22 protein-coding genes are annotated in these 26,115 nt (G+C 58.9%); 19 read left to right on the top strand and 3 right to left on the bottom strand.

Annotation, left to right across the window (positions count from 1 at the left end):
* Positions 1–38: 38 nt before the first annotated feature.
* The 3 genes from ppdK to AC07FD_RS03295 all read left to right on the top strand — a co-directional run bounded on the left by ppdK (position 39) and on the right by AC07FD_RS03295 (position 5,005).
* Positions 39–2,723 (top strand): pyruvate, phosphate dikinase, encoded by a 2,685-nt coding sequence (gene ppdK, locus AC07FD_RS03305; protein ID WP_478348635.1) that lies wholly within the window; start codon positions 39–41, stop codon positions 2,721–2,723.
* 266 nt (positions 2,724–2,989) lie between these two features.
* A complete protein-coding gene (locus AC07FD_RS03300) occupies positions 2,990–4,093 on the top strand; it encodes a glycosyltransferase family 9 protein (protein WP_478348634.1) in 1,104 nt (367 codons plus the stop codon).
* 171 nt (positions 4,094–4,264) lie between these two features.
* Positions 4,265–5,005 carry a polysaccharide deacetylase family protein gene (locus AC07FD_RS03295; RefSeq protein WP_478348633.1) on the top strand — a complete coding sequence of 247 codons (741 nt, stop codon included), beginning with the start codon at positions 4,265–4,267 and terminating at the stop codon, positions 5,003–5,005.
* A 69-nt stretch (positions 5,006–5,074) separates the two neighbouring features.
* Here AC07FD_RS03295 and AC07FD_RS03290 read toward each other — a convergent pair whose 3' ends face one another.
* Entirely contained in the window at positions 5,075–5,464 is a 390-nt protein-coding gene (locus AC07FD_RS03290; RefSeq protein WP_457154219.1) for a DUF427 domain-containing protein, read from the bottom strand.
* A gap of 139 nt (positions 5,465–5,603) precedes the next feature.
* Entirely contained in the window at positions 5,604–5,960 is a 357-nt protein-coding gene (locus AC07FD_RS03285; RefSeq protein WP_095091963.1) for a hypothetical protein, read from the bottom strand.
* A 190-nt stretch (positions 5,961–6,150) separates the two neighbouring features.
* Here AC07FD_RS03285 and AC07FD_RS03280 point away from each other — a divergent pair, with 190 nt between their 5' ends.
* Both AC07FD_RS03280 and AC07FD_RS03275 read left to right on the top strand, forming a co-directional pair.
* On the top strand, positions 6,151–7,779 hold the full coding sequence (locus tag AC07FD_RS03280) for a fatty-acid--CoA ligase (RefSeq protein WP_478348632.1): 1,629 nt from the start codon (positions 6,151–6,153) through the stop codon (positions 7,777–7,779).
* Positions 7,780–7,935: 156 nt separating this feature from the next.
* Positions 7,936–8,721 carry a DUF1499 domain-containing protein gene (locus AC07FD_RS03275; protein ID WP_478348631.1) on the top strand — a complete coding sequence of 262 codons (786 nt, stop codon included), beginning with the start codon at positions 7,936–7,938 and terminating at the stop codon, positions 8,719–8,721.
* A 10-nt stretch (positions 8,722–8,731) separates the two neighbouring features.
* On the opposite strand, the gene AC07FD_RS03270 is transcribed toward AC07FD_RS03275, so the two are convergent.
* Positions 8,732–9,640 (bottom strand): MBL fold metallo-hydrolase, encoded by a 909-nt coding sequence (locus AC07FD_RS03270; protein WP_478348630.1) that lies wholly within the window; start codon positions 9,638–9,640, stop codon positions 8,732–8,734.
* A 124-nt stretch (positions 9,641–9,764) separates the two neighbouring features.
* Between AC07FD_RS03270 and AC07FD_RS03265 the strand changes: the two genes are divergently transcribed.
* The 14 genes from AC07FD_RS03265 (at position 9,765) to AC07FD_RS03200 (ending at position 26,077) form a co-directional block, all read left to right on the top strand.
* Positions 9,765–10,355, top strand: a complete 591-nt coding sequence (locus AC07FD_RS03265) for a biotin transporter BioY (RefSeq protein WP_478348629.1) — start codon at positions 9,765–9,767, stop codon at positions 10,353–10,355.
* 37 nt (positions 10,356–10,392) lie between these two features.
* Positions 10,393–11,418: an NAD-dependent epimerase gene (locus tag AC07FD_RS03260; protein ID WP_478348628.1), complete on the top strand. Its 1,026-nt coding sequence runs from the start codon at positions 10,393–10,395 to the stop codon at positions 11,416–11,418.
* Positions 11,419–11,551: 133 nt separating this feature from the next.
* Positions 11,552–12,433, top strand: a complete 882-nt coding sequence (gene rfbA / locus AC07FD_RS03255; protein ID WP_478348627.1) for a glucose-1-phosphate thymidylyltransferase RfbA — start codon at positions 11,552–11,554, stop codon at positions 12,431–12,433.
* Positions 12,434–12,988: a dTDP-4-dehydrorhamnose 3,5-epimerase gene (gene rfbC / locus AC07FD_RS03250; RefSeq protein WP_478348626.1), complete on the top strand. Its 555-nt coding sequence runs from the start codon at positions 12,434–12,436 to the stop codon at positions 12,986–12,988.
* 22 nt (positions 12,989–13,010) lie between these two features.
* Entirely contained in the window at positions 13,011–14,081 is a 1,071-nt protein-coding gene (gene rfbB / locus AC07FD_RS03245) for a dTDP-glucose 4,6-dehydratase (protein ID WP_478348625.1), read from the top strand.
* Positions 14,078–14,959, top strand: a complete 882-nt coding sequence (gene rfbD / locus AC07FD_RS03240) for a dTDP-4-dehydrorhamnose reductase (protein WP_478348624.1) — start codon at positions 14,078–14,080, stop codon at positions 14,957–14,959. The genes rfbB and rfbD overlap by 4 nt, the downstream gene beginning before the upstream one ends.
* Before the next feature lie 21 nt (positions 14,960–14,980).
* Entirely contained in the window at positions 14,981–16,300 is a 1,320-nt protein-coding gene (locus AC07FD_RS03235; protein WP_478348623.1) for a class I SAM-dependent methyltransferase, read from the top strand.
* Between the two features lie 279 nt (positions 16,301–16,579).
* A complete protein-coding gene (locus AC07FD_RS03230) occupies positions 16,580–18,319 on the top strand; it encodes a hypothetical protein (protein ID WP_478348622.1) in 1,740 nt (579 codons plus the stop codon).
* The gene (locus tag AC07FD_RS03225) at positions 18,316–19,014 is read left to right on the top strand and encodes a class I SAM-dependent methyltransferase (protein ID WP_478348621.1); all 699 of its coding nucleotides are present in this window, start codon (positions 18,316–18,318) and stop codon (positions 19,012–19,014) included. The genes AC07FD_RS03230 and AC07FD_RS03225 overlap by 4 nt, the downstream gene beginning before the upstream one ends.
* A gap of 1 nt (position 19,015) precedes the next feature.
* Positions 19,016–19,996 carry a glycosyltransferase family 2 protein gene (locus AC07FD_RS03220; protein ID WP_478348620.1) on the top strand — a complete coding sequence of 327 codons (981 nt, stop codon included), beginning with the start codon at positions 19,016–19,018 and terminating at the stop codon, positions 19,994–19,996.
* Entirely contained in the window at positions 19,983–20,897 is a 915-nt protein-coding gene (locus AC07FD_RS03215) for a lysylphosphatidylglycerol synthase domain-containing protein (protein WP_478348619.1), read from the top strand. The genes AC07FD_RS03220 and AC07FD_RS03215 overlap by 14 nt, the downstream gene beginning before the upstream one ends.
* A gap of 137 nt (positions 20,898–21,034) precedes the next feature.
* On the top strand, positions 21,035–22,093 hold the full coding sequence (locus AC07FD_RS03210; RefSeq protein WP_478348618.1) for an NAD-dependent epimerase/dehydratase family protein: 1,059 nt from the start codon (positions 21,035–21,037) through the stop codon (positions 22,091–22,093).
* A gap of 60 nt (positions 22,094–22,153) precedes the next feature.
* Positions 22,154–24,079 carry a rhamnan synthesis F family protein gene (locus AC07FD_RS03205; RefSeq protein ID WP_478348617.1) on the top strand — a complete coding sequence of 642 codons (1,926 nt, stop codon included), beginning with the start codon at positions 22,154–22,156 and terminating at the stop codon, positions 24,077–24,079.
* A gap of 66 nt (positions 24,080–24,145) precedes the next feature.
* The gene (locus tag AC07FD_RS03200) at positions 24,146–26,077 is read left to right on the top strand and encodes a rhamnan synthesis F family protein (protein ID WP_478348616.1); all 1,932 of its coding nucleotides are present in this window, start codon (positions 24,146–24,148) and stop codon (positions 26,075–26,077) included.
* The last annotated feature ends 38 nt before the right edge of the window (positions 26,078–26,115 follow it).

The raw sequence follows: 26,115 nt of genomic DNA, 5'->3' as shown, positions 1-26,115 counted from the left end.
GCCAATCTTTCCAATCTCCTGCAACCGGAGAGCAAAGCATGACCAAATGGGTTTTCACCTTTGGCGATGGTGCGGCGGAAGGCCGTGCCGGCGACAGGAATCTGCTGGGTGGCAAGGGCGCCAATCTGGCCGAGATGTGCAGTCTGGGCCTCCCGGTGCCGCCGGGCTTCACCATCACCACCGAGGTCTGCAACGCTTACTACGCCAATGGCCGCACCTATCCGGCAGGGTTGGAAACGGATGTCGCGGTCGCGCTCGATCACATCGGACGGCTGACCGGCCGCCGGTTCGGCGATCCGTCAAAACTGCTGCTGGTCTCGGTGCGTTCCGGTGCCCGCGCCTCGATGCCCGGCATGATGGATACCGTGCTCAATCTCGGGCTGAACGACGAGACGGTCGAGGCGCTGGCCGCCGATTCGGGCGATGCGCGCTTTGCCTATGACAGCTACCGCCGCTTCATCCAGATGTATTCAGATGTCGTGATGGGCCTTGACCATGAGGTGTTCGAGGAAATCCTCGAGGACCAGAAGGGCGGGCTCGGCTATGAGCTCGACACCGAACTGACGGCTCTCGAATGGCAAGGCGTCATCGCGCTCTATAAGGCCAAGGTCGAGGAAGAACTCGGCAAGCCGTTTCCGCAGGATCCGCATGAGCAGCTCTGGGGCGCCATCGGCGCGGTGTTTTCGAGCTGGATGAACAACCGCGCCATCACTTACCGGCGCCTGCACGACATCCCCGAAAGCTGGGGCACGGCGGTCAACGTCCAGGCCATGGTGTTCGGCAATATGGGCGAAACCTCGGCCACCGGCGTTGCCTTCACCCGCAATCCTTCGACCGGCGAAAAGATGCTCTATGGCGAGTTCCTGGTCAACGCGCAGGGCGAGGACGTCGTTGCCGGCATCCGCACGCCGCAGAACATCACCGAGGCGGCGCGCATTGCCGCCGGATCGGATAAGCCGTCCTTGCAGAAGCTGATGCCGGACGCGTTCCAATCCTTCGTCACCATCTCCGATAGTCTGGAGAAGCACTACCGCGACATGCAGGACCTCGAATTCACCATCGAGCGCGGCAAATTGTGGATGCTGCAGACCCGCTCCGGCAAGCGCACCGCCAAGGCGGCGTTGAAGATCGCCGTCGAAATGGCAAGGGACAAGCTGATTACCAAGGAAGAGGCGGTCGCCCGCATCGATCCGGCCTCGCTAGACCAGCTGCTGCACCCGACCATCGATCCCAAGGCAGCGCGCGACGTCATCGGCGTCGGGCTGCCTGCCTCTCCCGGTGCTGCCACCGGCGAGATCGTCTTCTCCTCTGCTGACGCCGAGGAGCTGAAGACGCAAGGCCGCAAGGCGATCCTGGTGCGCATCGAAACCAGTCCTGAAGACATTCACGGCATGCATGCGGCCGAAGGCATCCTGACCACGCGCGGCGGCATGACCAGCCACGCCGCGGTCGTCGCCCGCGGCATGGGCAAACCCTGTGTGTCTGGCGCAGGCTCACTGCGCGTCGACTACAAGGCCGGCACGCTGATGGCGATGGGGGCGACCTTTCGCAAGGGCGACATCGTCACTATCGACGGCGGCAATGGCCAGGTGCTGAAGGGTGCCGTGCCGATGCTGCAGCCGGAACTGTCCGGCGATTTCGCCGCCATCATGGAGTGGGCGGACGCCGTTCGCCGCATGAAGGTGCGCACCAATGCCGAAACGCCGCTCGATGCGCGCATGGCGCGCTCCTTCGGCGCCGAAGGCATTGGGCTTTGCCGTACCGAGCACATGTTCTTCGATGGCGACCGCATTGTTGCCATGCGCGAGATGATCCTGGCCGACACCGAGAAGGACCGGCGCACGGCACTCGCCAAGCTGCTGCCGATGCAGCGCTCGGATTTCCTCGAACTGTTCGAGATCATGGCCGGCCTGCCGGTGACGATCCGCCTGCTCGATCCGCCGCTGCACGAATTCCTGCCGAAGACCGAGGAGGAGGTGGCCGAGGTTGCCGCCGCCATGAAGGTGTCGCCCGACAAGCTCCGCCAGCGCACTGATGCGCTGCATGAATTCAACCCGATGCTCGGCCATCGCGGCTGCCGGCTTGCGGTTTCGTACCCTGAGATCGCCGAGATGCAGGCGCGCGCCATTTTCGAGGCCGCCGTCGAGGCCGGCAAGAAGGCCGGCGCACTTGTCGTTCCCGAAATCATGGTGCCGTTGGTCGGCCTGGTCAAGGAACTCGACTACGTCAAGGCGCGTATCGATGCCGTCGCCAAAAGCGTCATGCAGGAAACCGGCGTCAAGATCGACTATCTGACTGGAACCATGATTGAACTCCCCCGCGCGGCGATCCGCGCCCATGTCATCGCCGCAACGGCCGAATTCTTCTCCTTCGGCACCAATGACCTGACCCAGACCACATTCGGCATCTCGCGCGACGATGCGGCCTCGTTCCTGGAGACCTACCGCCAGAAAGGCATCATCGATCAGGATCCGTTCGTCTCCCTCGACATCGACGGGGTTGGCGAACTGGTGCGCATGGCCGCCGAAAAGGGCAGGGCGACACGGCCCGACATCAAGCTCGGCATCTGTGGTGAACATGGCGGCGATCCGGCCTCGATTCGGTTTTGCGAAGAGGTCGGCCTCGACTACGTGTCCTGCTCGCCCTATCGCGTGCCGATTGCGAGGTTAGCGGCCGCGCAGGCGGCGGTGCTGGTTGCGAAAGCAATTCCCGGAAAAGTGTGAAGCAGTTTCCGTCCCGAATTGCGTCAAAGCAAAGAGCTGGAGCAATTCCAGGAAAAGTGTGATACGCTTTTGCTTCCGGAATTGCGTCAAAGCAAAGGGTTAGAGATTCGCCGTTTCCGTGAGCGGTGAATTGCTCTAAGGCCGGCCGCGGATAGGATCCATCCGGTCGAGCTTACCGTTTTGTAAAGCAATTCACACGAACGTGCTGACGGCATTGCGTAATCATTGCGTAATTTCGACATCCCGCCAATTGTCCTGGGAAACAGATGTTGCAGACTGCACCCGCGCCGATTCGCTCGATCCTGGTCATTCAAACGAAGTACATTGGAGATCTCGTTCTCGCCTCGGTGCTCTCAGAAAACCTGCGGCTCGAATTCCCCGATGCCAGGCTGGTGTTTCTGTGCGACGCTCGCTTCGCGAGCTTCGTAGTCGCCCATGACATTGCCTCCGAGGTGGTCACGTTCAAGCGTGCCCACCTGCGCGGCACCCCCCTGCAGCGCGGCAAAGAGCTTTACGCCGTCGTGCGGGCGCTGCGCCGTTTCCATTTCGACCTGACGATCGACCTGACCGATTCAAAGACGTCACGCATGCTCACCGGGCTGGTCAATGCAAAGACCCGTGTCGGCTACAATCCCACCGAGAGGCCATTGCGTCTGCTGGAGCGGCAGCCCGCCAACGTGTTTGCCAAGCCATTTGGCTTTGGTGGAGAACATTTCGTCTACCGCTATCTTTCGCCGCTCCAGGCGCTTGGCGTCGGTCTCCATGTGACGGTTCCAAATCTCCAACCGCTCCCGCCCGAGACGTCAAATGCGTTGGCGCTGCTGGGCAAGCATCATCTTCATCCAAACCCTTTCATCGCCGTGCACGCCGGCGCAAGCTTCGAAGGGCGACGTTGGCAGCCGGAGCGGTTTGCTGAGGCGATTGGCGAGATTGCCGGCGAAACCGGTTTGGACGTCGTTCTGGTGGGCGGCCCGGACGAGCGGGAGATTGCCGAACGCATCGTCGCCAGGACAGCGTCGCCCGTCGTCAATCTCGTTGGAGCGCTGTCGCTTGAGACGTTGCTGGCGGTGCTGAAACAGGCCCGGCTGTTTCTCGGCAATGAGAGCGGCCCGATGCACATGGCGGCTGCAGCCGGAATCCCGGTTGTCGGGCTGTTCGGCTTGACGCCGCCGTCGCAATGGGGTCCCGTTGGCGTGCCCAATATCGCGCTTCAACCGCCGATGCCTTGCGACTGCGTGGCCAGCGACCGTTGTGGCCGGCCGGATTTCGGCAGGGCCTACTGCGTCTGGCGACTGGAGGTCAAACCAGTCGTCGATGCGGTGCGCGAACTCCTTTCGCGCACCGACGTGAAGCTCGAACGCGCCATCTGAGTTCATGCGTCGCGCGGACAACGGCCATCGCTGGTCGCGGAACAAGCCGCTCACACCACGGACAGTCAAATTGTCGCGCCGGGCGCTTTTCTGCTATGCACCATCCCGATTTTCGCCTTCATGCGGGTCTTGGGATGCCTGCTTGAAAGCACCGGTCGGGAATTCGGTTTGATGCGCCTGCTGCAAAAAAATCTCTGCATGATCGCCATGTCGTTGGCCGTGGTGTCCAGCGGCCATGCCGCGCCGCTCGTCGAGCCGACATTGCACATCAGGCCGGAGGCAAGCGGAGCCGGCCGCGTTGCGCTCACGCTCGATGCCTGCGGTGGACAGACCGACAACCGGATCCTTTCGGCGCTGGTCGAAAACAAGATACCCGCCACCATTTTCGTGACCGGCATCTGGCTGAAGCGAAACGCTGCCGCGGTCGAGATCATGCGGGCGCATCCCGACCTGTTCGAGCTGGAGAATCACGGCGGCCGTCATATCCCTGCCGTCGACACGCCGCAAAAGATCTACGGCATCCGCAGCGCCGGCAGCGCTGACGCGGTGCTGGCCGAGGTCCAATCGGGTGCCGCCGCCCTTGCCAAGACCGGCGAGCCGGCGCCGAAATGGTTTCGTGGTGCGACCGCCGAATACAGCCCGTCGGCGATCGCCATGATCCGCAAGCTTGGCTTCAAGATCGCGGGATTCTCCATAAACGGCGATGGTGGCTCATTGCTCGGCGCCAGGGAAACCGCGCGGCGCATCGCGGCGGCCAAGGACGGCGACGTCATTATCTCGCACATCAACCAGCCGACCCATGCGGCCGGCGATGGCGTGGTGCAGGGGCTTCTGGCGCTCAAGGCCAGGGGCCTGACCTTCGTGCGGCTCGACGATGCCGACGGCTTCGGCAATCACGGCACCACGGACTAGGTGCGTTGATATCCGGGTGATGTCGGCCCGACCTGACTCTCGATGGACCTGAGAGACAAGTCGAAGTGCTCAGCCCGCTTTTGCTTCGATGCTGACCTTGCTGGCGTAGAATGCGCCGTGGTCGCGGATTTCAGCCATTTCGTCGAAAGGCTGCTCGTAAGCCCACATCGCGTTCTGGCCGGTCTCGCCCGCAGGCAGCACGCTCCAATAACTGGCATCGCCCTTGTAGGGACAATGGGTCGAATGTTCCGTGCTGCTGAGCTTACCGAAATCGATGTCGGCGAACGGAATGTAGAAGGCTGCGGGATAGGGAGGCTCGGTCAGCACCTTGGCCTTCGTCGATGACGCTATCACCGTGTCTCCGACACGCACCGTAACGGTGCCGACATAAGGCTCGATGGTGATGACCTTGTCGGGATTGCGTTGGAACCCGGGTGCCGGGTTGACGATCTGATCCATGCGGGTTCTCCTTGCCTCGGCTTTAAGGTGTGTCGCGCAAACGCCTTGCGCAAGGCCTGCTGCCGCCACGCAACACGCAAACCATTAGCCCAGGCCGGGTGCAGGCCCGATCACGGTTTCGAAGATTGCCTGTCGATAGTCAGGCGGCGGTCTTGAACGCATCCATCAGCCCGGCATAGGCGGCTGCGATACCGGCCACCGGGTTGCTGCTTCTCGATGTGGTCTCGACCTTCAGGGGGCCACCACCGGTGGGCAAGGTGAGCAGCAGCAACTGACGATTGCCACCGTCGCCGATGGATGCGGCTGCGACGTGCTGGCCTTCGCCTTCGTTCTGGACGCACATCTTGAACAGCAGTGTGCCGCCGACCGCTTCCAGCGCGCCGCCGACAACTTCAACAAATTCATCTTCGGAAACAGTCTTTGTATCAGGGCCCAGATCGGCCAGACTTTCGGCAAGCGTATTCTCAAGGGACTTGTCGTCGAGCTGCGCGTCCATGCGAACCTCTTTCAGTCGCCAATCGCCCCTTGCCCGTTAACGAACCTTAACGCCGACGATGGCCGGATTGTGGCGGTCTTGTCCGTCATGCCGATCAATGCTGGGCTTGCCGGTGCTGGTGGCTGGACAATCCGCCGGTTCGCTCCACAATGGCACGAAAAGCACGACGCAAAGCGCAGGGGAGGAACGAATGCTGGGACTGATGCAGGAATGGCCGCTGCTTTGCCATAAGCTCATCGACAATGCCGAGCGGCAGCATGGCGTGCGCGAGATCGTGTCGCGCTCGATCGAGGGGCCGATCGTGCGCACCAGCTATGCGGACATCCATCGCCGCGCCCTGAAGGTCGCCCAGCGGCTGGAACGCGACGGCTATCGCCTGGGCGACCGCATCGCCACACTCGCGTGGAACACGGCGCGCCACATCGAGGCCTGGTACGGCATCATGGGCATCGGCGCCATCTACCATACGCTCAATCCGCGCCTGTTTCCCGAGCAGATCGTCTGGATCATGAACAATGCCGAGGACAAGGCTGTCTTCGTCGACCTGACCTTCGTGCCGTTGCTCGAAAAGATCGCCGGCGCCGTCAAGTCGCTGAAACAGGTGATCGTGCTGACCGACAAGGCGCACATGCCACAGACGACCCTGCCGAATGTGGCTGCCTATGAAGAATGGCTTGATGGGGCGGATGGCGACTTCGCCTGGAAGACCTTCGACGAAGGCACGGCTGCCGGCATGTGCTACACGTCGGGGACCACGGGCGATCCGAAGGGCGTCGTCTACAGCCACCGCTCGAACGTGCTGCACGCCATGATCGCCGCCATGCCTGACGCCATGGGGCTGTCGGCACGCGATACGATCTTGCCGGTCGTGCCGATGTTCCACGCCAATGCCTGGGGCCTTGGCCAGAGCGGGCCGATGATCGGCGCCAAGCTGGTCATGCCCGGCTGCAAGATGGACGGCGCCTCGATCTATGAATTGCTCGACACCGAGAAGGTGACCTTCAGCGCTGCCGTGCCGACCGTCTGGATGATGCTGCTGCAGTATCTGGAGGAGACCGGCAAGAAGCTTCCGTACCTGAACAAGGTCGTCATCGGCGGCTCGTCCTGCCCGCGCGCGATCATGACCAAATTTCAGAAGAACTACGATGTCCAGGTCATCCACGCCTGGGGCATGACCGAAATGTCGCCGCTCGGCACACTGTGCACCTTGAAGCCGGACTATGCCGGTCTCCAGGGCGAAGCCCGGCTCGATGTCCAGCAGAAACAGGGCTATCCACCCTTCGGCGTCGAAATGAAGGTGACCGACGACGACGACAACGCGCAGCCCTGGGATGGCAAGACATTTGGCCGCTTGAAGGTGCGTGGACCTGCCGTTGCCCGCGCCTACTATGGCGGTGTTGGCTCGGAGCAGTTCGACGAGGACGGCTGGTTCGACACCGGCGACGTCGCTCACATCGACGCCGGCGGCTATATGCAGATCACCGATCGCGCCAAGGACGTCATCAAGTCCGGCGGTGAATGGATTTCGACCATCGATCTCGAGAACCTGGCTGTCGGTCATCCCGATGTCGCCGAGGCAGCAGCCATTGGCGTCCATCATTCGAAGTGGGGCGAGCGGCCGTTGCTGGTCGTTGTTCGCAAGCCGGGCATGGAACCGACCAAGGCTGACATTCTCGACTTCATGGATGGCAAGGTCGCCAAATGGTGGATGCCGGACGATGTCGCCTTCGTCGGCGAAATACCGCACACCGCCACCGGCAAGATCCAGAAGATCACCTTGCGTCAGCAATTCCGGGACTATCGCTTGCCGACGGATTGACGGGAATGTTGCGTCTTTCGGCTTCAAGCCGCCAGCAAAAGGTTCTAGAGCAATTCCGGGAATTGCGTCAAAACAAAGAGATAGAGCGGTTTGTCGTTTCCGTGAAACGACAAACCGCTCTAAGTCTCCGTTCGGGTTGGGGTGGTGCGGCAATCGATGGCAAGTATTCCTGAACGGCAGACCTCGAAGGCGGCCGGATGGTCGCGACGCACGGCCGCCTTTTCGGCGGTGCTGCTGCTGACCGCTTTCGTCGGCCATCGCTTCGACCTCGTCGAAACGCCTGTCTTCCTGTGGGTGATGGGTATTGTGGCGCTGCTGGCGGCCCTGGCGCTGTTGTTTGCCGGGTTTGCCTTTTCGCGGCTGTGGAACTTCGGCGACCTTGGCGGTCGTGACCTGACAGTCGGCGCCTTGCTGGCGCTGCTGGTGCTCGCACCCTATGGCGTTGCCGCCTACTGGGCGACGATCTATCCGCCGCTCAGGGATATCTCGACGGATTTCGACAATCCGCCCGCGCTCGACGTGAGCGACCGGACCAAAGACATGAATGTGCTCTCCCCATCCACGCCTGGCGAACAGCGGCTGCAGACCGAGAGCTATCCGCTGGTCAGCGCACGCAGCTACGACCTGCCGTTCGACACCGTCGTGGATGCCGTCGAGACCGTGCTCGACCGGCGCGATTGGGACCTTTCCGAACCCTATCCAGACCTCAGGGGGCAAACCGAGGTGACGATTACCGCGGTGGCCAAGGGCTTTGTCGTAGGTCTTCCCGCCGACGTCGCGATCCGCGTGACCGATGACGGGGACACGATCATCGTCGACATGCGGTCGGCCTCTCGCTACGGCCGCTACGATCTCGGCGACAATGCCGCGCATATCGTCGATTTCCTCGCTGAACTCGACCAGGAAGTCGCCGGTCAGGTTGGCGCGGCTCCGGCCGAATGAGCTTGGCGGCCTATCTGGCCGGCGTGAAATTGCCGTCAATGGCTGGTGCGGCGTCTGTCACGACCAGGCCGCGTTCCACCAGGTCCTCGAGATGGGCAAGCACCGACAATCCGGCAGCGCCATGCAGCCGCGGGTCGGTATCGCGATAGATCGCCTTGACCATGTCCACGATCGTCCGATCGCCGGCTCTGACCCGCTCCAGGATGGCGCGCTCGCGCATCTTGCGATGCGTCTTCAACCCGCGCATGAAACGGCGCGGTGCGGTCACCGGCCCGCCATGTCCCGGCAGCAGCAGGCGATCCCCGCGTTCGATCAGCCGGTCCAGCGAGGCCATATAGTCGGCCATCGCCCCATCCGGCGGCGCGACGATCGACGTCGCCCATGCCATGACATGATCGGCCGAAAACAGGATCCCGGTTCCTTCGAGCGCGAATGTCGCATGATTGGCGGTGTGGCCTGGGGTCAAAACCGTTCTGATCGACCAGCCGTCGCCGTCGACCACATTGTCGTCGGGCAATGCGATATCGGGAACGAAAGCAGTGTCGGCACTGGCGTCGAGCGCGTTGATCTCGCCGATATGCAGGGGTCTTGCAGGGCGATGCGGTCCTTCCGCCAGCACGGCGGCGCCGGTGCGCTCTTTCAGCCGGGCCGCCAGCGGGGAATGGTCGCGGTGCGTGTGGCTGACGAAGATATGGCTGACCGGCCGGCCTGCGATCTCATCGAGCAGGGTTTGCAGATGCGCCTCGTCGTCCGGCCCAGGATCGATCACCGCCAGCGTATCGCGGCCAACGATGTAGCTGTTGGTGCCGTGAAAGGTGAAGGGGCTTGGATTGCGGGCCGTGATGCGCTGGATATCAGGCGCGACGCTCACTGCCTTGCCATAGGCGGGATCGAAGCCGGTTTCGAATTTGAGAGCCATGGCAGGTGCATCGGTGCCTTGTTCGAGGAGACGGCAAAACCGATTGCCGCATAACACACAAGCCAATATAGGAGAACGCGAGGCCGCGAACATGAGATAGCGGCAATCGGATTGGGGAAATACGATGGCAATTGCAACAACGATGCGTCCGCTTGTGTCTCTGGCTTTGCCGCAAGAGGGCGCGGCGCGGCTGGCAACGCAGCTTTTCCTGGCGATCGCCGGAACGCTGCTGCTGACCCTGTCGGCCAAGACCAAGGTGATGCTCGGGCCGGTCGACATTTCGATGCAGACGCTGGCCGTGTTGCTGATCGCCGCCGCCTTCGGCATGCGTCTGGGCGTCGCCACCTTGCTGCTCTACATGGCAGAGGGCGCAATGGGCTTTCCGGTCTTCCAGAGCACCCCGGAAAAGGGTATCGGCATTGCTTACATGCTCGGCTCGACCGGCGGCTATCTCTTTGGTTTCGTGGCCATGGCGGCGATTGTCGGTTGGGCCGCCGATCGGGGCTGGGACCGTCATCCGGTCAAGCTTTTCAGCGCGATGCTGGTTGCCGAAGTCGTCATGATGGCGATGGGCTTTGCCTGGCTGGCGCTGCTGATCGGTCCCGAAAAGTCGTGGCAGTTCGGCGTCGTGCCATTCATCGTCGGCGATCTGATCAAGGTTGCCCTGGCGGCAAGCCTGGTGCCGGCCGTGTGGTCGCTGCTGAAGCGCTCCTGAACCCCGGGAGAGATCGAGGACTGGACGGGCGCTTCTGATGAAGGTCCTGGTCACCGGCGCCGCCGGCTTTATCGGCTGTCACGTATCGAAGCGCCTGCTGGAGCGCGGCGACGAGGTTGTCGGCATCGACAGCGTCAACAGCTACTATGATCCGCAGATCAAGGAGGCGAGGCTGCGGCTGCTGGAGGAAGCCAGCCGCAAGACCAATGCGAGCTATCATTTCATCCGCGGCAATCTCGCCGACAAAGGCGTGGTCGATGGTTGCTTTGCCAACCACACGTTTGACCGGGTGATCCATCTCGCCGCCCAGCCAGGGGTTCGCTACAGCCTGGAAAACCCGCATGCCTATGTCGAAAGCAACATCATCGCCTACACCAACATGCTCGAGGCCTGCCGCAGCAGCGCCGTTGCGCATTTGACCTATGCCAGCACCTCGAGTGTCTACGGCGCCAACACCGACATGCCGTTTTCCGAGCATCGGCCGGCCGATCATCCGCTGCAGTTCTACGCCGCGACCAAGCGCGCCAATGAGCTGATGGCGCATAGCTACAGCCATTTGTTCGGGCTGCCGACCACCGGGCTTCGCTTCTTTACGGTGTATGGTCCGTGGGGGCGTCCGGACATGGCGCTTTTCCTGTTCACCAGAAGCATTCTTGCCGGCGAGCCGATCAAGCTGTTCAACAACGGCAACCACACGCGCGACTTCACCTATGTCGATGACATCGCCGAAGGCGTCGTCCGGGCCAGCGATAGCCCGGCTGTCGGCAATGCAGCCTGGGACTCCAGCCGTCCGGATCCGGCCACCAGCAGCGCCCCCTGGCGCATCTTCAACATCGGCAACAGCAAACCGGTGAAGCTCACCGCCTATGTCGAGGCGCTGGAAAGCGCACTTGGCAGGAAAGCCATCATCGAACTGCTGCCGCTGCAGGCCGGCGACGTGCCCGATACCTTTGCCGACACATCGGCGCTGGAGCAGGCGGTCGGCTACCGCCCGGTGACGACGGTTGCCGACGGGGTCGGGCGGTTTGTGGACTGGTACCGGGCGTATTTTGGACTGACCTAGCGGAGGGCGCGCCTGGCGCGCCAATAGTCCGGCTGTTTGTCGATCGCCGAGATTGACAAGCCATTGCATGGAACCTAAGCACGAGCGCGGTTTATGTCAGGGCTGGGGGTTTAGGCATGTCAAGGAGAACTTCTTGAAAGGAATTATCCTTGCTGGAGGCAGCGGAACGCGGCTCTATCCGCTAACGTTGGCAGTCTCCAAGCAAATCCTCCCGATATACGACAAGCCGATGATCTATTATCCGCTGAGCGTTTTGATGCTCGCGGGTATCCGCGAGATCCTAGTGATTTCAACGCCGCGTGATCTGCCGGTTTTCCGCGAGTTGCTTGGCGACGGATCGGAGTTCGGGCTGGAGCTGTCCTACGCCGAGCAACCGCAACCCAACGGACTTGCGGAAGCCTTCATCATCGGCCGGAATTTCATCGGCAAGGACAGCGTGTCGATGATCCTCGGCGACAACATCTATTTCGGCGAAGGCCTGTCGCAGCTCTGCCGTGCAGCGGCATCGCGCGAGAGGGGGGCTTCCGTGTTCGCCTATCATGTCGAAGATCCCGAGCGTTACGGTGTCGTTTCCTTCGACAAGGTGACCGGAACCGCGCTGACGATCGAGGAAAAGCCAGACCATCCGAAATCCAACTGGGCCGTCACCGGCCTCTATTTCTATGACAACGATGTCGTTGACATAGCCCCGGCGATCCGGCCTTCGGCGCGTGGCGAACTTGAGATCACGGCGGTCAACAATGTCTATCTCGAGCGAGGCCAGTTGCATGTGCATCGATTGGGGCGTGGTTATGCCTGGCTCGACACCGGCACGCATGACAGCTTGCACGAAGCGTCTTCGTTCGTACGCACGATCGAACATCGCCAGGGCATAAAGGTTGCCTGCCCGGAGGAAATCGCCTTCGAACAGGGCTGGCTGGCGGCGGACGATGTCCTCCAGCGCGCCACACGCCTGGGAAAAAACGAGTATGCCGCTTATCTGCGCCGGCGCGTCGTCGAGCGGTTGGAGGAGTAAATGCTGGAGGTCAGGTCCCTTGGCATCGAAGGCGTGCTGGAAATCATTCCGAAACGACATGGCGATGCGCGTGGTTTCTTCGTCGAAACATATCATGCCGAGCGCTTTTCGCAGGCCGGCATAGGCTTGAGTTTCGTCCAGGACAATCAGTCCTGTTCCGCCGCGGCAGGCGTTCTGCGCGGGCTGCACTACCAGCTTGCGCCGCGAGCCCAGGACAAGCTGCTGCGTGTCGTCCGGGGTGCGCTGCTGGACGTGGCGGTCGACATTCGTCGCAGCTCGCCAACGTTCGGAAAATGGGTTGCGCTCGAAATTACCGCCGAAAAGGGCAACCAGATTTTGGTGCCGAAGGGCTTTGCGCATGGCTTCGTGACGCTCGTGCCGGATACCGAAGTCTTGTACAAGGTGACCGATACCTATTCGCCCGAGCACGACCGCTCGATCCGTTTCGACGATCCTGCCATCGGCATTGAATGGCCGTCATTGGCTGGCGGATTCCAGCTTTCGGACAAGGACCTCAAGGCGCCGGTGTTGGCCGCCGCCGAAGTGTTCTCCTGATGGGTTGCATGAGGACAGCAACATGAATTTTCTAGTGACAGGCGGTGCCGGCTTCATCGGTTCTGCGGTGTGCCGGCATCTGTGCGCCAACCCGGCCTATCGCGTGATCAATCTCGACAAGCTTACCTACGCGGGCAATCTGGCTTCGCTGCGGCCGATTGAGAATGCCCACAACTACCGCTTCGCTCATGCCGATATCTGTGACGAGAGGGCGGTGCTGGACATTCTGCATCGGGACGAAATCGACATCGTCATGAACCTTGCTGCCGAAAGCCATGTCGACCGATCGATCGACGGACCCGGCGCCTTCATCGAGACCAACATCGTCGGCACCTACAAGGTGCTGAATGCCACGCTGGAATATTGGCGCGGCCTTCCTGACGATAGGAAAAGCCGCTTCCGCTTCCATCATGTCTCGACCGACGAAGTGTTCGGCGATCTTCCCTTTGACGGCGGTCTATTCGTCGAGGAAACGCCCTATGCGCCGTCTTCGCCCTATTCCGCTTCGAAGGCGGCGTCGGACCATCTGGTGCGGGCCTGGCACGAAACCTATGGCCTGCCGGTCGTGCTTTCCAATTGTTCGAACAATTACGGACCCTACCACTTTCCCGAGAAGCTGATCCCGCTGGTCATCCTCAATGCGCTCGACGAAAAAACGCTGCCGGTCTATGGCGCCGGCGCCAATGTGCGCGACTGGCTGTTCGTCGAGGACCACGCTCGTGCGCTGGAGCTGGTTGCCACCAAGGGCACGCCAGGCGAGAGCTACAATGTCGGTGGCAATTCGGAGCGGACCAACCTGGGCGTCGTCGAGGCGATCTGCGATCTGCTCGACATCAGGCGTCCTCGGGCCGGCGGCAAGAGCTATCGCGATCTGATCTCTTTCGTCACCGATCGTCCGGGCCATGACCGCCGCTATGCCATCGATGCCTCCAAGATCGGTCGCGAGCTTGGCTGGGTGCCGAAGGAGAATTTCGACAGTGGCCTGGCGAGAACCGTGGACTGGTTTCTCGAAAACAAATGGTGGTGGGGGCCGATCCGCGAAGAGCGCTATGCCGGTGAGCGATTGGGCGAAGCGCGCAAGGGGGCCGCGTGAGGCTCGTTGTCACCGGGCGCGAAGGCCAGGTCGCGTTAAGCCTTCTGGAGGCCGGCCAGAGGCACGCCGGCGTGGAAGTCATCGCAATTGGCCGCCCGGAGCTCGACCTGGCAAAGCCCGACCCCGTCATCGACACCATTGCGGCCGCGAAGCCGGATATCATCGTTTCGGCTGCCGCATACACCGCCGTGGATCAGGCCGAGGATGAGCCCGATCTGGCATTTGCGGTGAACGCTGTCGGCGCCGGCAAGGTGGCCGAAGCCGCAGCGCAGCTTGGCATTCCCGTCATTCATCTTTCGACCGACTATGTCTTCGATGGCAGCGCTTCCGGTGCCTATGTCGAAACCGACGCAACCGCACCGCGCAGCGTCTATGGTGCCTCCAAGCTCGCCGGCGAACAGGCGGTGGCAGCCGCCAATCCGCGCCATCTGATCCTGCGCACGGCTTGGGTCTACAGCCCGTTCGGCAAGAATTTCGTCAAGACCATGCTGCGGCTTGCCGCCGACCGGGATGAGATCTCGGTGGTCGCCGATCAGTGGGGAAATCCCACCTCCGCGCTCGATATCGCCGACGCAGTCCTGCATGCGGCGGCGACGCTGCATGGCAACAAGAGCTTCGCTGCGTTCGGTGTTTATCATCTGGCCGGCACGGGCGAGGCCAACTGGAGCGGCTTTGCCCGCCATATCCTGGACACAAGCCGAGTGTCTGGTGGCCCTTGGGCGCGGGTACGGGACATTGCTACGAAGGACTACCCGACCAAGGCGCGACGCCCCGCCAATTCCCGGCTATCAAGCGCGAAATTCGCCTCCGTCTTCGGATGGAATGCGCCTGACTGGCGGCAATCGACTGAAGCGGTGGCGCGTCGTGTCCTGGTCTGAAAGACGGGATGGGCTTGAGGCATGAAGAAGGACCTATCGCCCAAAGACATGCGCGATGCAGAGGCCGCCTCACAGGCGGTCGACCCAGACGCGGTCGGCCCGGAGGCGGTCGGAGACGTGCCGCAGGGCGTTCAGACCGAGCGCCATGCCGCGGCGGTTAAGGCGCACGCCCCTTCACTTCACGACCTGTACAATGCCCATAGCAGCAAAGTGTCGGACAAATGGTCAAGCTATCTGGATGCATATGACCGCGTTTTTCTGGACTATCGGAAGAAGCCGGTTCGACTCCTGGAAATTGGCGTCCAAAACGGTGGTTCTCTCGAAATCTGGCCGCGATATTTCCCGAATTCGGAACTCATTCTTGGCTGCGATATCGACACGGCCTGCAGCGGTCTGGTCTTCGACGATCAAAAGATTGCTTTGGTCATCGGTGATGCCAATACTGATGAGATAGAAAGAAAAATTGTTGCGAAATCCGCGACATTCGACATCATAATCGATGACGGATCGCATACTTCATCAGACATAGTGCGCTCTTTCGCCCGTTATTTCCCTCATCTTTCTGATGGTGGGGTTTTTATAGCGGAAGATTTGCATTGCAGCTACTGGCAGGAATTCGAGGGTGGTCTCTATGATCCTCTTTCATCGATGTCGTTCTTCAAGCGCCTGCTCGATGTGGTCAACCATGAGCATTGGGGACTGCCCCGCTTTCGGGCGGATGCCCTAGCCACGTTCTCCGACAGGTATAAGACCGTATTCGGGGAAGCCTCGCTGGCCTCCATTCATTCCGTCGAGTTTTTGAACTCGCTCTGCATTGTGACCAAGCGTCCAAGTCCGGAAAATGTTCTTGGGACTCGCAATGTGCAAGGCCGGATCGCGCTCGCCGAAAGGGAAATGATTTCTCATGCCGGCACGACAAGCAAAGCGTTCGATCAAGCCGGAAATCCATGGTCTCTAGTGTCGACGACCATGGAAGAGGAAATCGAGACCAACAGGGCGTTGGTGACGAGCCGCGGGGCGCGGATAGAGGAACTCACCCGCGAGGTAGCCGAGATACGCGAACAGCTCCAGAGCGGTCACGCCCAGATCGCACGGATGGAGTCGGATCTCGTCGAGAGGGCTGAAGAGATTTCAGCCGCGCACGCGACTGTTAGTGCGCTGCAGACCGAGCGCGACAACGAGATCGCACGTGCGCAAGCGCTCCAGGAAAGAATGGAGCAAAGTGAACGGGTCGTTCAAGAGTTCAAGGACTCAACGAGCTGGCGAATTACCAGCCCCCTGCGAGCGCTCTCTGCGATTGTCACGCGGTTGCTGAAAAGGATCGCCGCAGTTTTTCGTTGAAAGCGAAATTCAATTGGAGAGAGGCGGCTCTGCTCTTGGCCTCTCCATCGGAAATCCGTTTCTTCAGAACAGGGGCAACATCAAGCCACCGGATGTGCTTTCTCATTCATGCGACGGCTGAACGTTCCAGTCGCGCCAACTTGTGGCGTTTGAGACGCACACCGGACCTATCCGGCGGTCCGCTTGCCAAGTCGTCGAATTTTTGTTGCGCAGTCTGGCGGTGTGTGCGAGGTGCCACCTACGCCAACGCAAGGGCAATACGCAGCAAACGCAGGACTAATGTCGGCCACCGTTCGCACCCTCTCTGTCAGCCGTTCAACCCCCGCTTTCGCAATTGCGTTTGTTGGTCCGATCGCTGTGTTCGTGGTTGCGCTCCTCCTGACGGTGCAGGCGAGAGGTGTTCCGGATTACGATTACTGGGACATTTTCTCTTCACTGGTCGCGTCGCTGGACGGGCTGCCAACGCTGTCGGACCTGTACGCAAGGTCGAATGAGCACGTCGTTGCCGGCGCGAAACTGTTTTATCTGCTGAATTTCCATCTTACAGGCGGGGATAATTTAGGCCTCTCGGCTATCGCTGCCACGTTCTCCCTTCTCATAGCGTTGGTTTTTTCAGGCGCGCTCTCGCTCTTTGCGCGGTCCTGGTTTGAAGCATTCGTCGTCGGGGTAGCCGTATCGGTATTTGTGTTCAGTCCACTCGCCGCACACAATTTTTTTCTCGGGATGAGTGGGGTAGCCTGGATCGGCGCAAATCTCTTCACCGTGCTGGCTGTGTTGGCTTTTTGGCAGTCGGCCGAAAAGGATATGCCGCTAGGTTATCTGGCTGCGATTGCATTGGCTGTTATAGCCGCGCAATTCTACAGCACGGGCCTGACCGCATTGTGTGTGGTCGGCGTCCAAGGTATCTGCGCCGACAAAACACGGCGGCTTGGGATCGCGGTGTTCGCGATCGGCATGGCCTATGTGATCTTCATCTTGCTGAATATCACCGTTCAACAGGCGGAACACAGTTTCGATCCGATACAAATTGCGCTGTTCTGTTTGACATTCATCGGCGGCGGCCTCGTGACGTCCGAAATAGCCGCGATTAGGTTTGGCGTAATCGGAACCGCGGCAGCCGTCCTGATCGTGGGGTTCTGTATTTTGCGGCCTAACGAAAGCAGGTTTCGGTTATCCTTTTGGATTGCTTTGATGGCCTATGCTGTCATGTCCGCCGGGTTGGCGGCAATTGGTAGATCAAATTATGCAGGAGGAGGAGGAGGCTTCGGGTTAGCCTTGGCCAGTAGGTATGCTACCATCCCGGCACTTTTTTGGGTTGGGCTGTTTGGAGCAGTCTCTTGTCAAGTCTGGCATGCAGCTTTCTATCGTCGTTTGTCGATCGCCGTGTTCGCTGCCGCTGCCGCGCTAGTTGTGGAGAACGGCACGCCGCGGTTGACGGATGCCCTTACCAGGTCTGAAGGGAAAGATCTTGCAACATTGGCGCTGTCGCTCGGCGTCAAAGATCCTGACCTCATGCAATACGTTACACCCGTTGGGTCTCAGTATTATGCTCTCGAGGACAATCTGAAGAAATTCAATCATGTCCCGTTCGACGGCAGGGATTTTGGCTGCCCCGCGCTCGGCGCCGAGCTGGCAATCCCCACCCAGCCGAACAGCTTGACGGGCTACATTGATGCCGTGTCCAAAATAGAAGATCCGCAGTGGGGACGCGTCTTCGGCTGGGTCGCGGATACGTCGAACAGATGGCCGCCACTGCTGAGCAGCGATATTCTTTCCACCTACCGCTGCATCGCCTTCGTTGACGGCACGGGAACGGTCGTGGGGTTGGGGTTGGGAGGAGGGCATCGGCCGGACGTGGCAAAGTTCCTCGGGCGCGGACGTGACGACTATGGCTGGAGTGGCTACGTCGATCTTCGACGCGTACCGGCTAGCCCCGCCTCTCGATCGATATATGCGGTTTTGCTCACGCCGTCCGGGTGGACGAGATTGCAGGCACCCGGGGTTGGATTCCAGTTTTGAAAAGCACCTATGTAAGCGTGGTAAGATTCGCCCGGAAAATAGCTGAGCGCTGCGGATTGCTTGCGGCGTTGGAGCGGTCGAACAACCGCTTTGCCCTCTGGATCAGAAGTCTGTTCGGCATATACGACAGCGCTGACCTGGTTCGGCTTGACATGCCGTGGTGGACATTCTCCGCGATTGATGCCGTGAACAGTTTTCTGGCCTCGCGCAATCACAAGGCTCGCGTTTACGAATTTGGTGCCGGCGCCAGCACAGTTTGGTTGGCGAAACGAAGCGGCTCTGTCGATTCCGTCGAGCATGACGCTCCGTTCGCGCAAACCATGGGTGGCATTTTTGGCGCCTATCCCAACATCGCCGTGCGGGTTGTGGAGCCGGTAGCCGCTTCCGCCTCCAGCAAGGCCAGGTCCAATCGAAAGGGATATACGCAATGTTCGTTCGATCAATACGTGTCATCGATTGACCGGGTCGACGGCACCTTCGACCTCATTGTGATCGACGGCCGGGCCAGGGTTTCCTGCTTGGCGAAGTCGGTTCGCCGCCTGTCTCCGGGCGGCATGATTCTGTTCGACAACAGCAACAGGCCCGAATATCGCCAGGCCATCAATTCCTGCGGCCTGCAGGAGCGCGTGACACGGGGGCTTGCGCCTGCATTGCCATTCCCCAGCCAGACCTCCATTTTGACGCAGAGGGCCTGACGTGCAGACAGTCTCGATACTGGTGCCTGTAAAGGACGAGCAAGACACTGTTCAGGCTTTGATCGGCCAGATCGAGGCGGCCTTCGAGCAGATCGATGCCGCCTCGCTCAAGGAGGTCATCTTTGTTGACGACGGGAGCCGGGACAATACCTGGAAGGAGATTCTGGCCGCCACCAGGGCTTACCCCCATGTAAAGGGCGTTCGGCTTCGGAGGAATTTCGGCAAGGCCGCCGCGCTCCAGGCAGGGATCTCCAATGCGTCGGGCAATATCATCGTCACGATGGATGGAGACCTGCAAGACGACCCGAAGGAAATTTCACGTTTTCTGGACGAAATCCGAGCCGGCTCAGATGTCGTTTCGGGATGGAAGCAGGTGCGCCACGATCCGCTCGGCAAGACGCTGCCTTCAAAGCTGTTCAATCGAGTGACGGCCAAGGTCACCGGCGTCAGCCTGCACGATTTCAACTGCGGCTTCAAAGCCTATCGCTCCGAGGTCTTTGACAACATTCGCCTCTATGGCGAGCTTCATCGCTTCGTTCCAGCCTTGGCCTACGCGACTGGTTTCAAGGTCAGTGAGATCGTCGTCCAGCACCACCCGCGCCGATTTGGAAAATCCAAATATGGGGTTGGTCGCCTGCTGAAGGGCTTCCTGGACTTGCTCACAGTCGTGACCATCACGAAGTTCAACTCGCGCCCCGGCCATCTTTTCGGTGGCTTGGGTGTGGCCGTCTTCTCGATTGGCTTCCTGATTTTCCTGTTTCTCTGTGCGCGGTGGTTTGGCGGTGAAGCCATTGGCGGCCGTCCGTTGCTGCTAGTTTCGACGCTCTTGATGATCGTCGGGGTGCAGTTCACGCTGTTTGGCATGGTCGCCGAGTTGATTGTTGCGACTCGTGGCAATCGCGACCCGGGCATTGTCGCCGAAATTGCGAGTTCCGACGGCAGGCTGCCTGTGAAGCCGATCGGCGCTCGTGCCGAACTCTAGGATCATTCGTGCCGGCGGTGCCGTCATTGCCATTGCGGCAATGTATTTTGTCATACGCTCCGTCTACGGATACGCCGATCAGCTCGCCGAGATGCTGCAGCGTCCTCGGTTCGTTGTCGTGGTCGTGTCCTGTGCGCTTCTCTATGCGCTCGCGCTGCAGCTTGTGGGGCTCGCCTGGTTCACCCTGTTGGTTTCGGTCGGAGAAAGGGCAATCTCCGCGGTCCGTGCAATGCGCGTCTTCGCGCGCACCCAAGTCTACAAGTATCTGCCGACCAACGTCATCCATCTCGTCGGACGCTTCGTCCTGGCGGCCCGATATGGTGCCGCAAAGGATGCGCTTTCTTACGCGCAGGTGATGGAGATCGTTTTGATGGTCCTCGCTTCCGGAAGCGTGGCCCTGCTTTTCTCCTTCTCCTTCCTGCTCAAGATCGGCGAGGACTACGGAATAAGCCGCTATCTGGCATCAGCAGTCTATATTGGCGCCGGCTTGGCGGCCCTTATGCTGGGCCCCCTCGTTGCGGGCCGATATTTCAAGCAGAGCCGAAAACACCTCGCATTTTCGATGGCTGCGATCAGCGTCGCCTGCTACGGCCTGTTTTTCCTTGCCAATGGCTTGATCGTGGTCCTCCTTGTCCATGTGCTGTACGGACCCACGATCGAGTGGCAGATGGTCATCGGGGTCTCAGCCGCCGGCTGGTTGCTTGGTTTTGTTGTGCCCGGGGCTCCCGGCGGTTTGGGTGTGAGAGAAGCGGTTTTCATCGCGGGCCTTTCGTCGATCGGCATACCGGCGGCTGCGGCCACCGCCGTTGCGGTTACGCATCGGATTATCACCCTTCTGGGCGATGTTCTGTTGTCGGCTGGCGAGTTTGGCTATCGAAAATGGACCGCGGAACCGGACTAGCGCTTGGCATTTGGGCGTGGCTGCCCGAATGCGACACCTCAAATCCAATTCCACCGGAGAGATGCTCTGTGCCTGTTCAAATGAGGTTGACGCTGATAACGAACAGCCTGGTTAATGGAACACGGAATGCTGCTTGAATGTCCAAGACATGTATGGTTACCGGTGGGGCCGGATTCATTGGATGCGCGTTGTCCACCAAATTGGCAGATCGCTTCGATCGCGTAGTTGTCATCGACAGTTTGCATCCGCAGATTCACGCTGAGCGAAAGCGCCCTGCCGAACTTGATCCTCGCGTTGAGCTCATGGTTGCCGATGTGACGGAGGCTTCCACCTGGGCGCAGGCATTGGAAACCGCCCGACCTGAAGTTGTGGTGCATCTGGCCGCTGAAACCGGCACGGGACAGTCGCTCACAGAGGCCTCTCGCCACGCGATAGCAAATGTCCTCGGCACAACCCGCATGTTGGATGCCTTCGCCACGGTATCGCATGTTCCCGAGCGCTTTGTCCTGGCTTCGAGCCGCGCCGTCTACGGAGAAGGGGCATGGCGGTCGAGAAATCCAGGAGAGGTAACCTATCCGGGTCAGAGATCGAAGCAGCAGCTTGAACGCGCGGAGTGGGATTTCCCTGGGCTCGAGCCTCTGCCGATGGACGCGGAAAAAACGATACCGAATCCAACCAGCATCTACGGAGCCACCAAACTAACCCAGGAACAGATATTGCGAGCCTGGGCGCTTTCGTTCGGTACAACCGTCAACGTGCTCCGCCTCCAGAACGTATACGGCCCTGGCCAGTCCTTGACGAACAGCTACACGGGAATTGTGTCGTTGTTCATCAGGATGGCCAAGGAAGGCAAGAGCATCCCGATCTACGAAGACGGGGATATCGGAAGGGATTTCGTCTTCATCGACGATGTCGCCTCGGCGATCGACAAGGCCACGAGAACAGATCTGTCGCAATCCTTCGCCTATGATGTCGGAACTGGCTACAAGACGACGGTTCTCGAACTGGCGAGGATCATCGCAAAGCGGTATGGGGCGCCGGAGCCGCATGTCAACGGCATGTTCCGCAACGGCGACGTGCGGTGCGCTGTCGCCAACATCGACAGGACGGTCCGCGAACTGGATTGGCGACCTTTGAAAAGTGTGGGCGAGGGGATCGACCAGCTTTCCGAATGGATAGATTCGCGGCTCGGTTAGAATTGGGGCCCTACATCCAGAACGGGCTTGGCAAATCTGGATTTCTTGAGGGGACGAGGAATGAGCTCTGTATTGCGCCGTGTTGCTGTGTTTTCGCTGTATAATGAACGCGGCATCGCGGACGACTATGTCATATTTTTACTGACGAAGCTGGGAGAATTGGTTGAGAGAATTGTTGTTGTCTCCAACGGCAATCTTTCAAAACATTCTGAAGTCGCGGTGGCAAAAGTATGTGATCAGCTCCTGATCCGTGAGAACGAGGGATTTGATGTCGGTGGGTACAAGGCCGGAATGGAAGCCATCGGCTTTGATGAGCTTTCCAAGTATGACGAACTTATCCTGCTGAACGACACTTGCTACGGCCCTCTTTTCCCCTTTTCAGAAATGTTTTCGGAAATGGAAGGGCGGAATTGTGATTTCTGGGGCAGTGCTGCCCACAAGGAAATGACCCCAAACCCATTTACCGGAACGGGCTACCTACCTTGGCATCTCCAAACGTACTTTGTCGCTATTCGGAAAGTTATGCTGAAATCACGCGCCTTCAAAAGATACTGGGAGAATCTACCAGAGATAAAAACTTACGTCGATGCCGTTATGCTTCATGAGTCGCAGTTTACCAAGCATTTTACAGATCTAGGCTATTCGGCTGAAGCTTATGTTGATCCAGATGATTATGGTTCACACTACCCAGCATTTATTGATGTGGATGAAACAATCATCAATCGCTTTCCTCTGCTAAAGCGACGTCTGTTTTTTCATGATCCGATTTTCTTGGAGCACAATGCCGTCGATCTGCCGCGTGCCTTGCGGATACTTAAAGAGACATCCGACTACGACGTCAATTTGATTTGGCGCAATGTTCTGCGCGCTTCGGAATTGAGGAACCTCAACACCAATGCGGCGTTGATGAGCGTCCTGCCCGACAAGCGGATCAAGGATGACGACGCTGCTGCCGACTACGGCAAGGTGGCCGTCTGCGCGCATATTTACTACACCGATATGCTTGACGAGATGCTGGCTCTGACCGGGAACATTCCGGTTCCCTATGACTTCATTGCCACCACGGATACGCCGGAAAAGAAGGCCGAGATCGAAGCCGCCTTGGCAAAGCGCCCTGGCGTGAAGAAGGCCATCGTCCGCGTTGTCGAACAGAACCGCGGTCGCGACATGTCGGCGTTTTTCATTTCCTCGCGCGATCTGTTCGTCGACGATCGCTATGATCTCGTCTGCCGTTTGCATAGCAAAAAAACGCCTCAGGTGCAGGCGTCGAAGGGCAACCTTTTCAAGCGGCATATGTTTGACAATCTGCTGAATACAAGCGGCTACGTGCACAATGTATTGGACATGTTTCACGACAACCCGTCGATTGGGTTCGCCATTCCGCCGATGATCCATATCTCATTTCCAACCATGGGGCACTCATGGTTTGGCAACAAGGCCAGGGTTGAGGAAACCGCGCGCCTGTTGAAGATCGACGTCAAGTTCGATGACACCACCCCGGTGGCTGCCTATGGCGGCATGTTCTGGTTCCGGCCGCTCGCCTTGCGCAAATTGTTCGAACACAAGTGGAAATGGGAAGAGTTCGATCCCGAACCGTACTTTGACGACGGCGATTTGGCTCATGCGCTGGAGCGGTTGATGGCCTACGCGGCCCAGGATGCGGGTTACACAACGCAGCACATTGTGTGCGCGCATCAAGCGGCGCACGATTACACGATGCTGGAGTTCAAGCTGCAAAAGCTTGCAAGCATGATGCCATCGGCCGAGTTCCTGAATCAGTGCTATATGTTGTCTGAATGGAAGAAGGCCGGTTATCTCTTGTCGGCGCCGCCGCCAGTGCGGCCGTCATCAGTAAAACAATCTCTGGCTAAACTAAATCTAGCGCTAAAAAACTCTCTGAAGTTTAGAATGCCTATCTTTTTTACAATAATAAGGCCATTTTATCGCGGTGCGAGGGTAATATTAAAACAAAAAATATCAGTATAATGAATAGAGAATTTGAGGTATTAACTATGGATATCAAGTTACGGTATAGATTGTAGGAGCGTCAAGGTGCATCGTATTGCCGTATTTCATCTTAACGCCGAACGCGGAATTGTGGATGACTATGTCATCTTTCTGCTCGAAAAGTTGCGAGAGTTCGTGGAGAGGATTGTTGTCGTTTCCAACGGAGACCTCTCCAAGGATTCTGAAGTCGCGGTGGAGAAAGTATGTGATCAGCTCCTGATCCGTGAGAACGAGGGATTTGATGTCGGTGGATACACGGCCGGAATGGAAGCCATCGGCTTTGATGAGCTTTCCAAGTATGACGAACTTATCCTGCTGAACGACACTTGCTACGGCCCTCTTTTCCCCTTTTCAGAAATGTTTTCGGAAATGGAAGGGCGGAATTGTGATTTCTGGGGCAGTGCTGCCCACAAGGAAATGACCCCAAACCCATTTACCGGAACGGGCTACCTACCTTGGCATCTCCAAACGTACTTCGTCGCTATTCGGAAAGATATGCTGGAATCACCCGCTTTTAAAAGATACTGGGAGAATCTACCAGAGATAAAAACTTACGTCGATGCCGTTATGCTTCACGAGTCACAGTTTACCAAGCATTTTACAGATCTAGGCTATTCGGCTGAAGCTTATGTTGATCCGGATGATTATGGTTCACACTACCCAGCATTTATTAACGTGGACGAAACAATCGTCAATCGCTTTCCTCTGTTAAAGCGAGATCTGTTTTTTCATGATCCGACTTTCTTGGAGCATAACCCAGTCGATTTGCCGCGTGCTTTGCGGATACTTAAAGAGGTATCCGAATACGACGTCAATTTGATTTGGCGCAATGTTCTGCGCGCTTCGGAATTGAGGAACCTCAACACCAATGCGGCGCTGATGAGCGTCCTGCCCGACAAGCGGACCAAAGACGATGATGCCGCTGCCGATTACGGCAAGGTGGCCGTCTGCGCGCATATTTACTACACCGATATGCTTGACGAGTTGCTGGCTCTTACCGGGAACATTCCGGTTCCCTATGATTTCATTGCCACCACGAACACTCCGGAAAAGAAGGCCGAGATCGAAGCCGCCTTGGCAAAGCGCCCTGGCGTGAAGAAGGCCATCGTCCGTGTTGTCGAACAGAACCGCGGTCGCGACATGTCGTCGCTTTTCATCTCCTTCCGCGATCTGTTCATTGACGATCGCTATGATCTCGTCTGCCGTTTGCATACAAAGAAGTCGCCTCAAGTGCAGTCGTCAAGGGGCAACCTGTTCAAGCGGCACGTGCTCGACAACTTGCTGAATACAAGCGGCTACGTGCACAATGTATTGGACATGTTTCACGACAACCCGTCGATTGGGGTCGCCGTTCCGCCGATGATCCATATTTCGTATCCGACCATGGGGCATGTCTGGTTCGCCAACAGACCTAAGGTTGAGGAAATCGCGCGCCTGTTGAAAATCGACGTCAAGTTCGATGACACCACTCCGGTGGCTGCCTATGGAACCATGTTCTGGTTCCGCCCGCGCGCCTTGCGCAAACTGTTCGAACACAAATGGAAATGGGAAGACTTTAATGCTGAACCGGATCATGTCGATGGCGGTTTGGCCCATGCGCTGGAGCGGTTGATCGCCTATACAGCCCAGGATGCGGGTTACACAACGCAGCACATTGTATGCGCGCACCAGGCGGCGCACAACTATGCGATGCTCGAGTTCAAGATGCAAAAGCTTGTCGGCGCTTTGCCGTTTAACGACTTTCAGCGGCACTATGAACTATTGTCTGCGTGGAAGAACGCCGGTTATCCCTTGGGTGCGTCAGCGATGCAGATGCGAGACACGCCGACCACAGTGAAACACTCTCTGGCTGAACTCAATTTTGCCATTAAAAGCTCTCTGAAGTTCAGAGTGCCTATCCTGTTCAAAATTCTGAGGCCGGTCTATCGCGGCATGAAGGCGGTGCTAGGACCAAATTCTCGGCGCAAAGGCCGATAGCCGGAAAAGAATAGCGCTTTTCTGGAATCATCCGTCTC

Source organism: Mesorhizobium waitakense, assembly GCF_056431085.1.
Note: the sequence above shows the minus strand (reverse complement) of the source record. Positions and strands in the feature narration are given on the sequence as shown.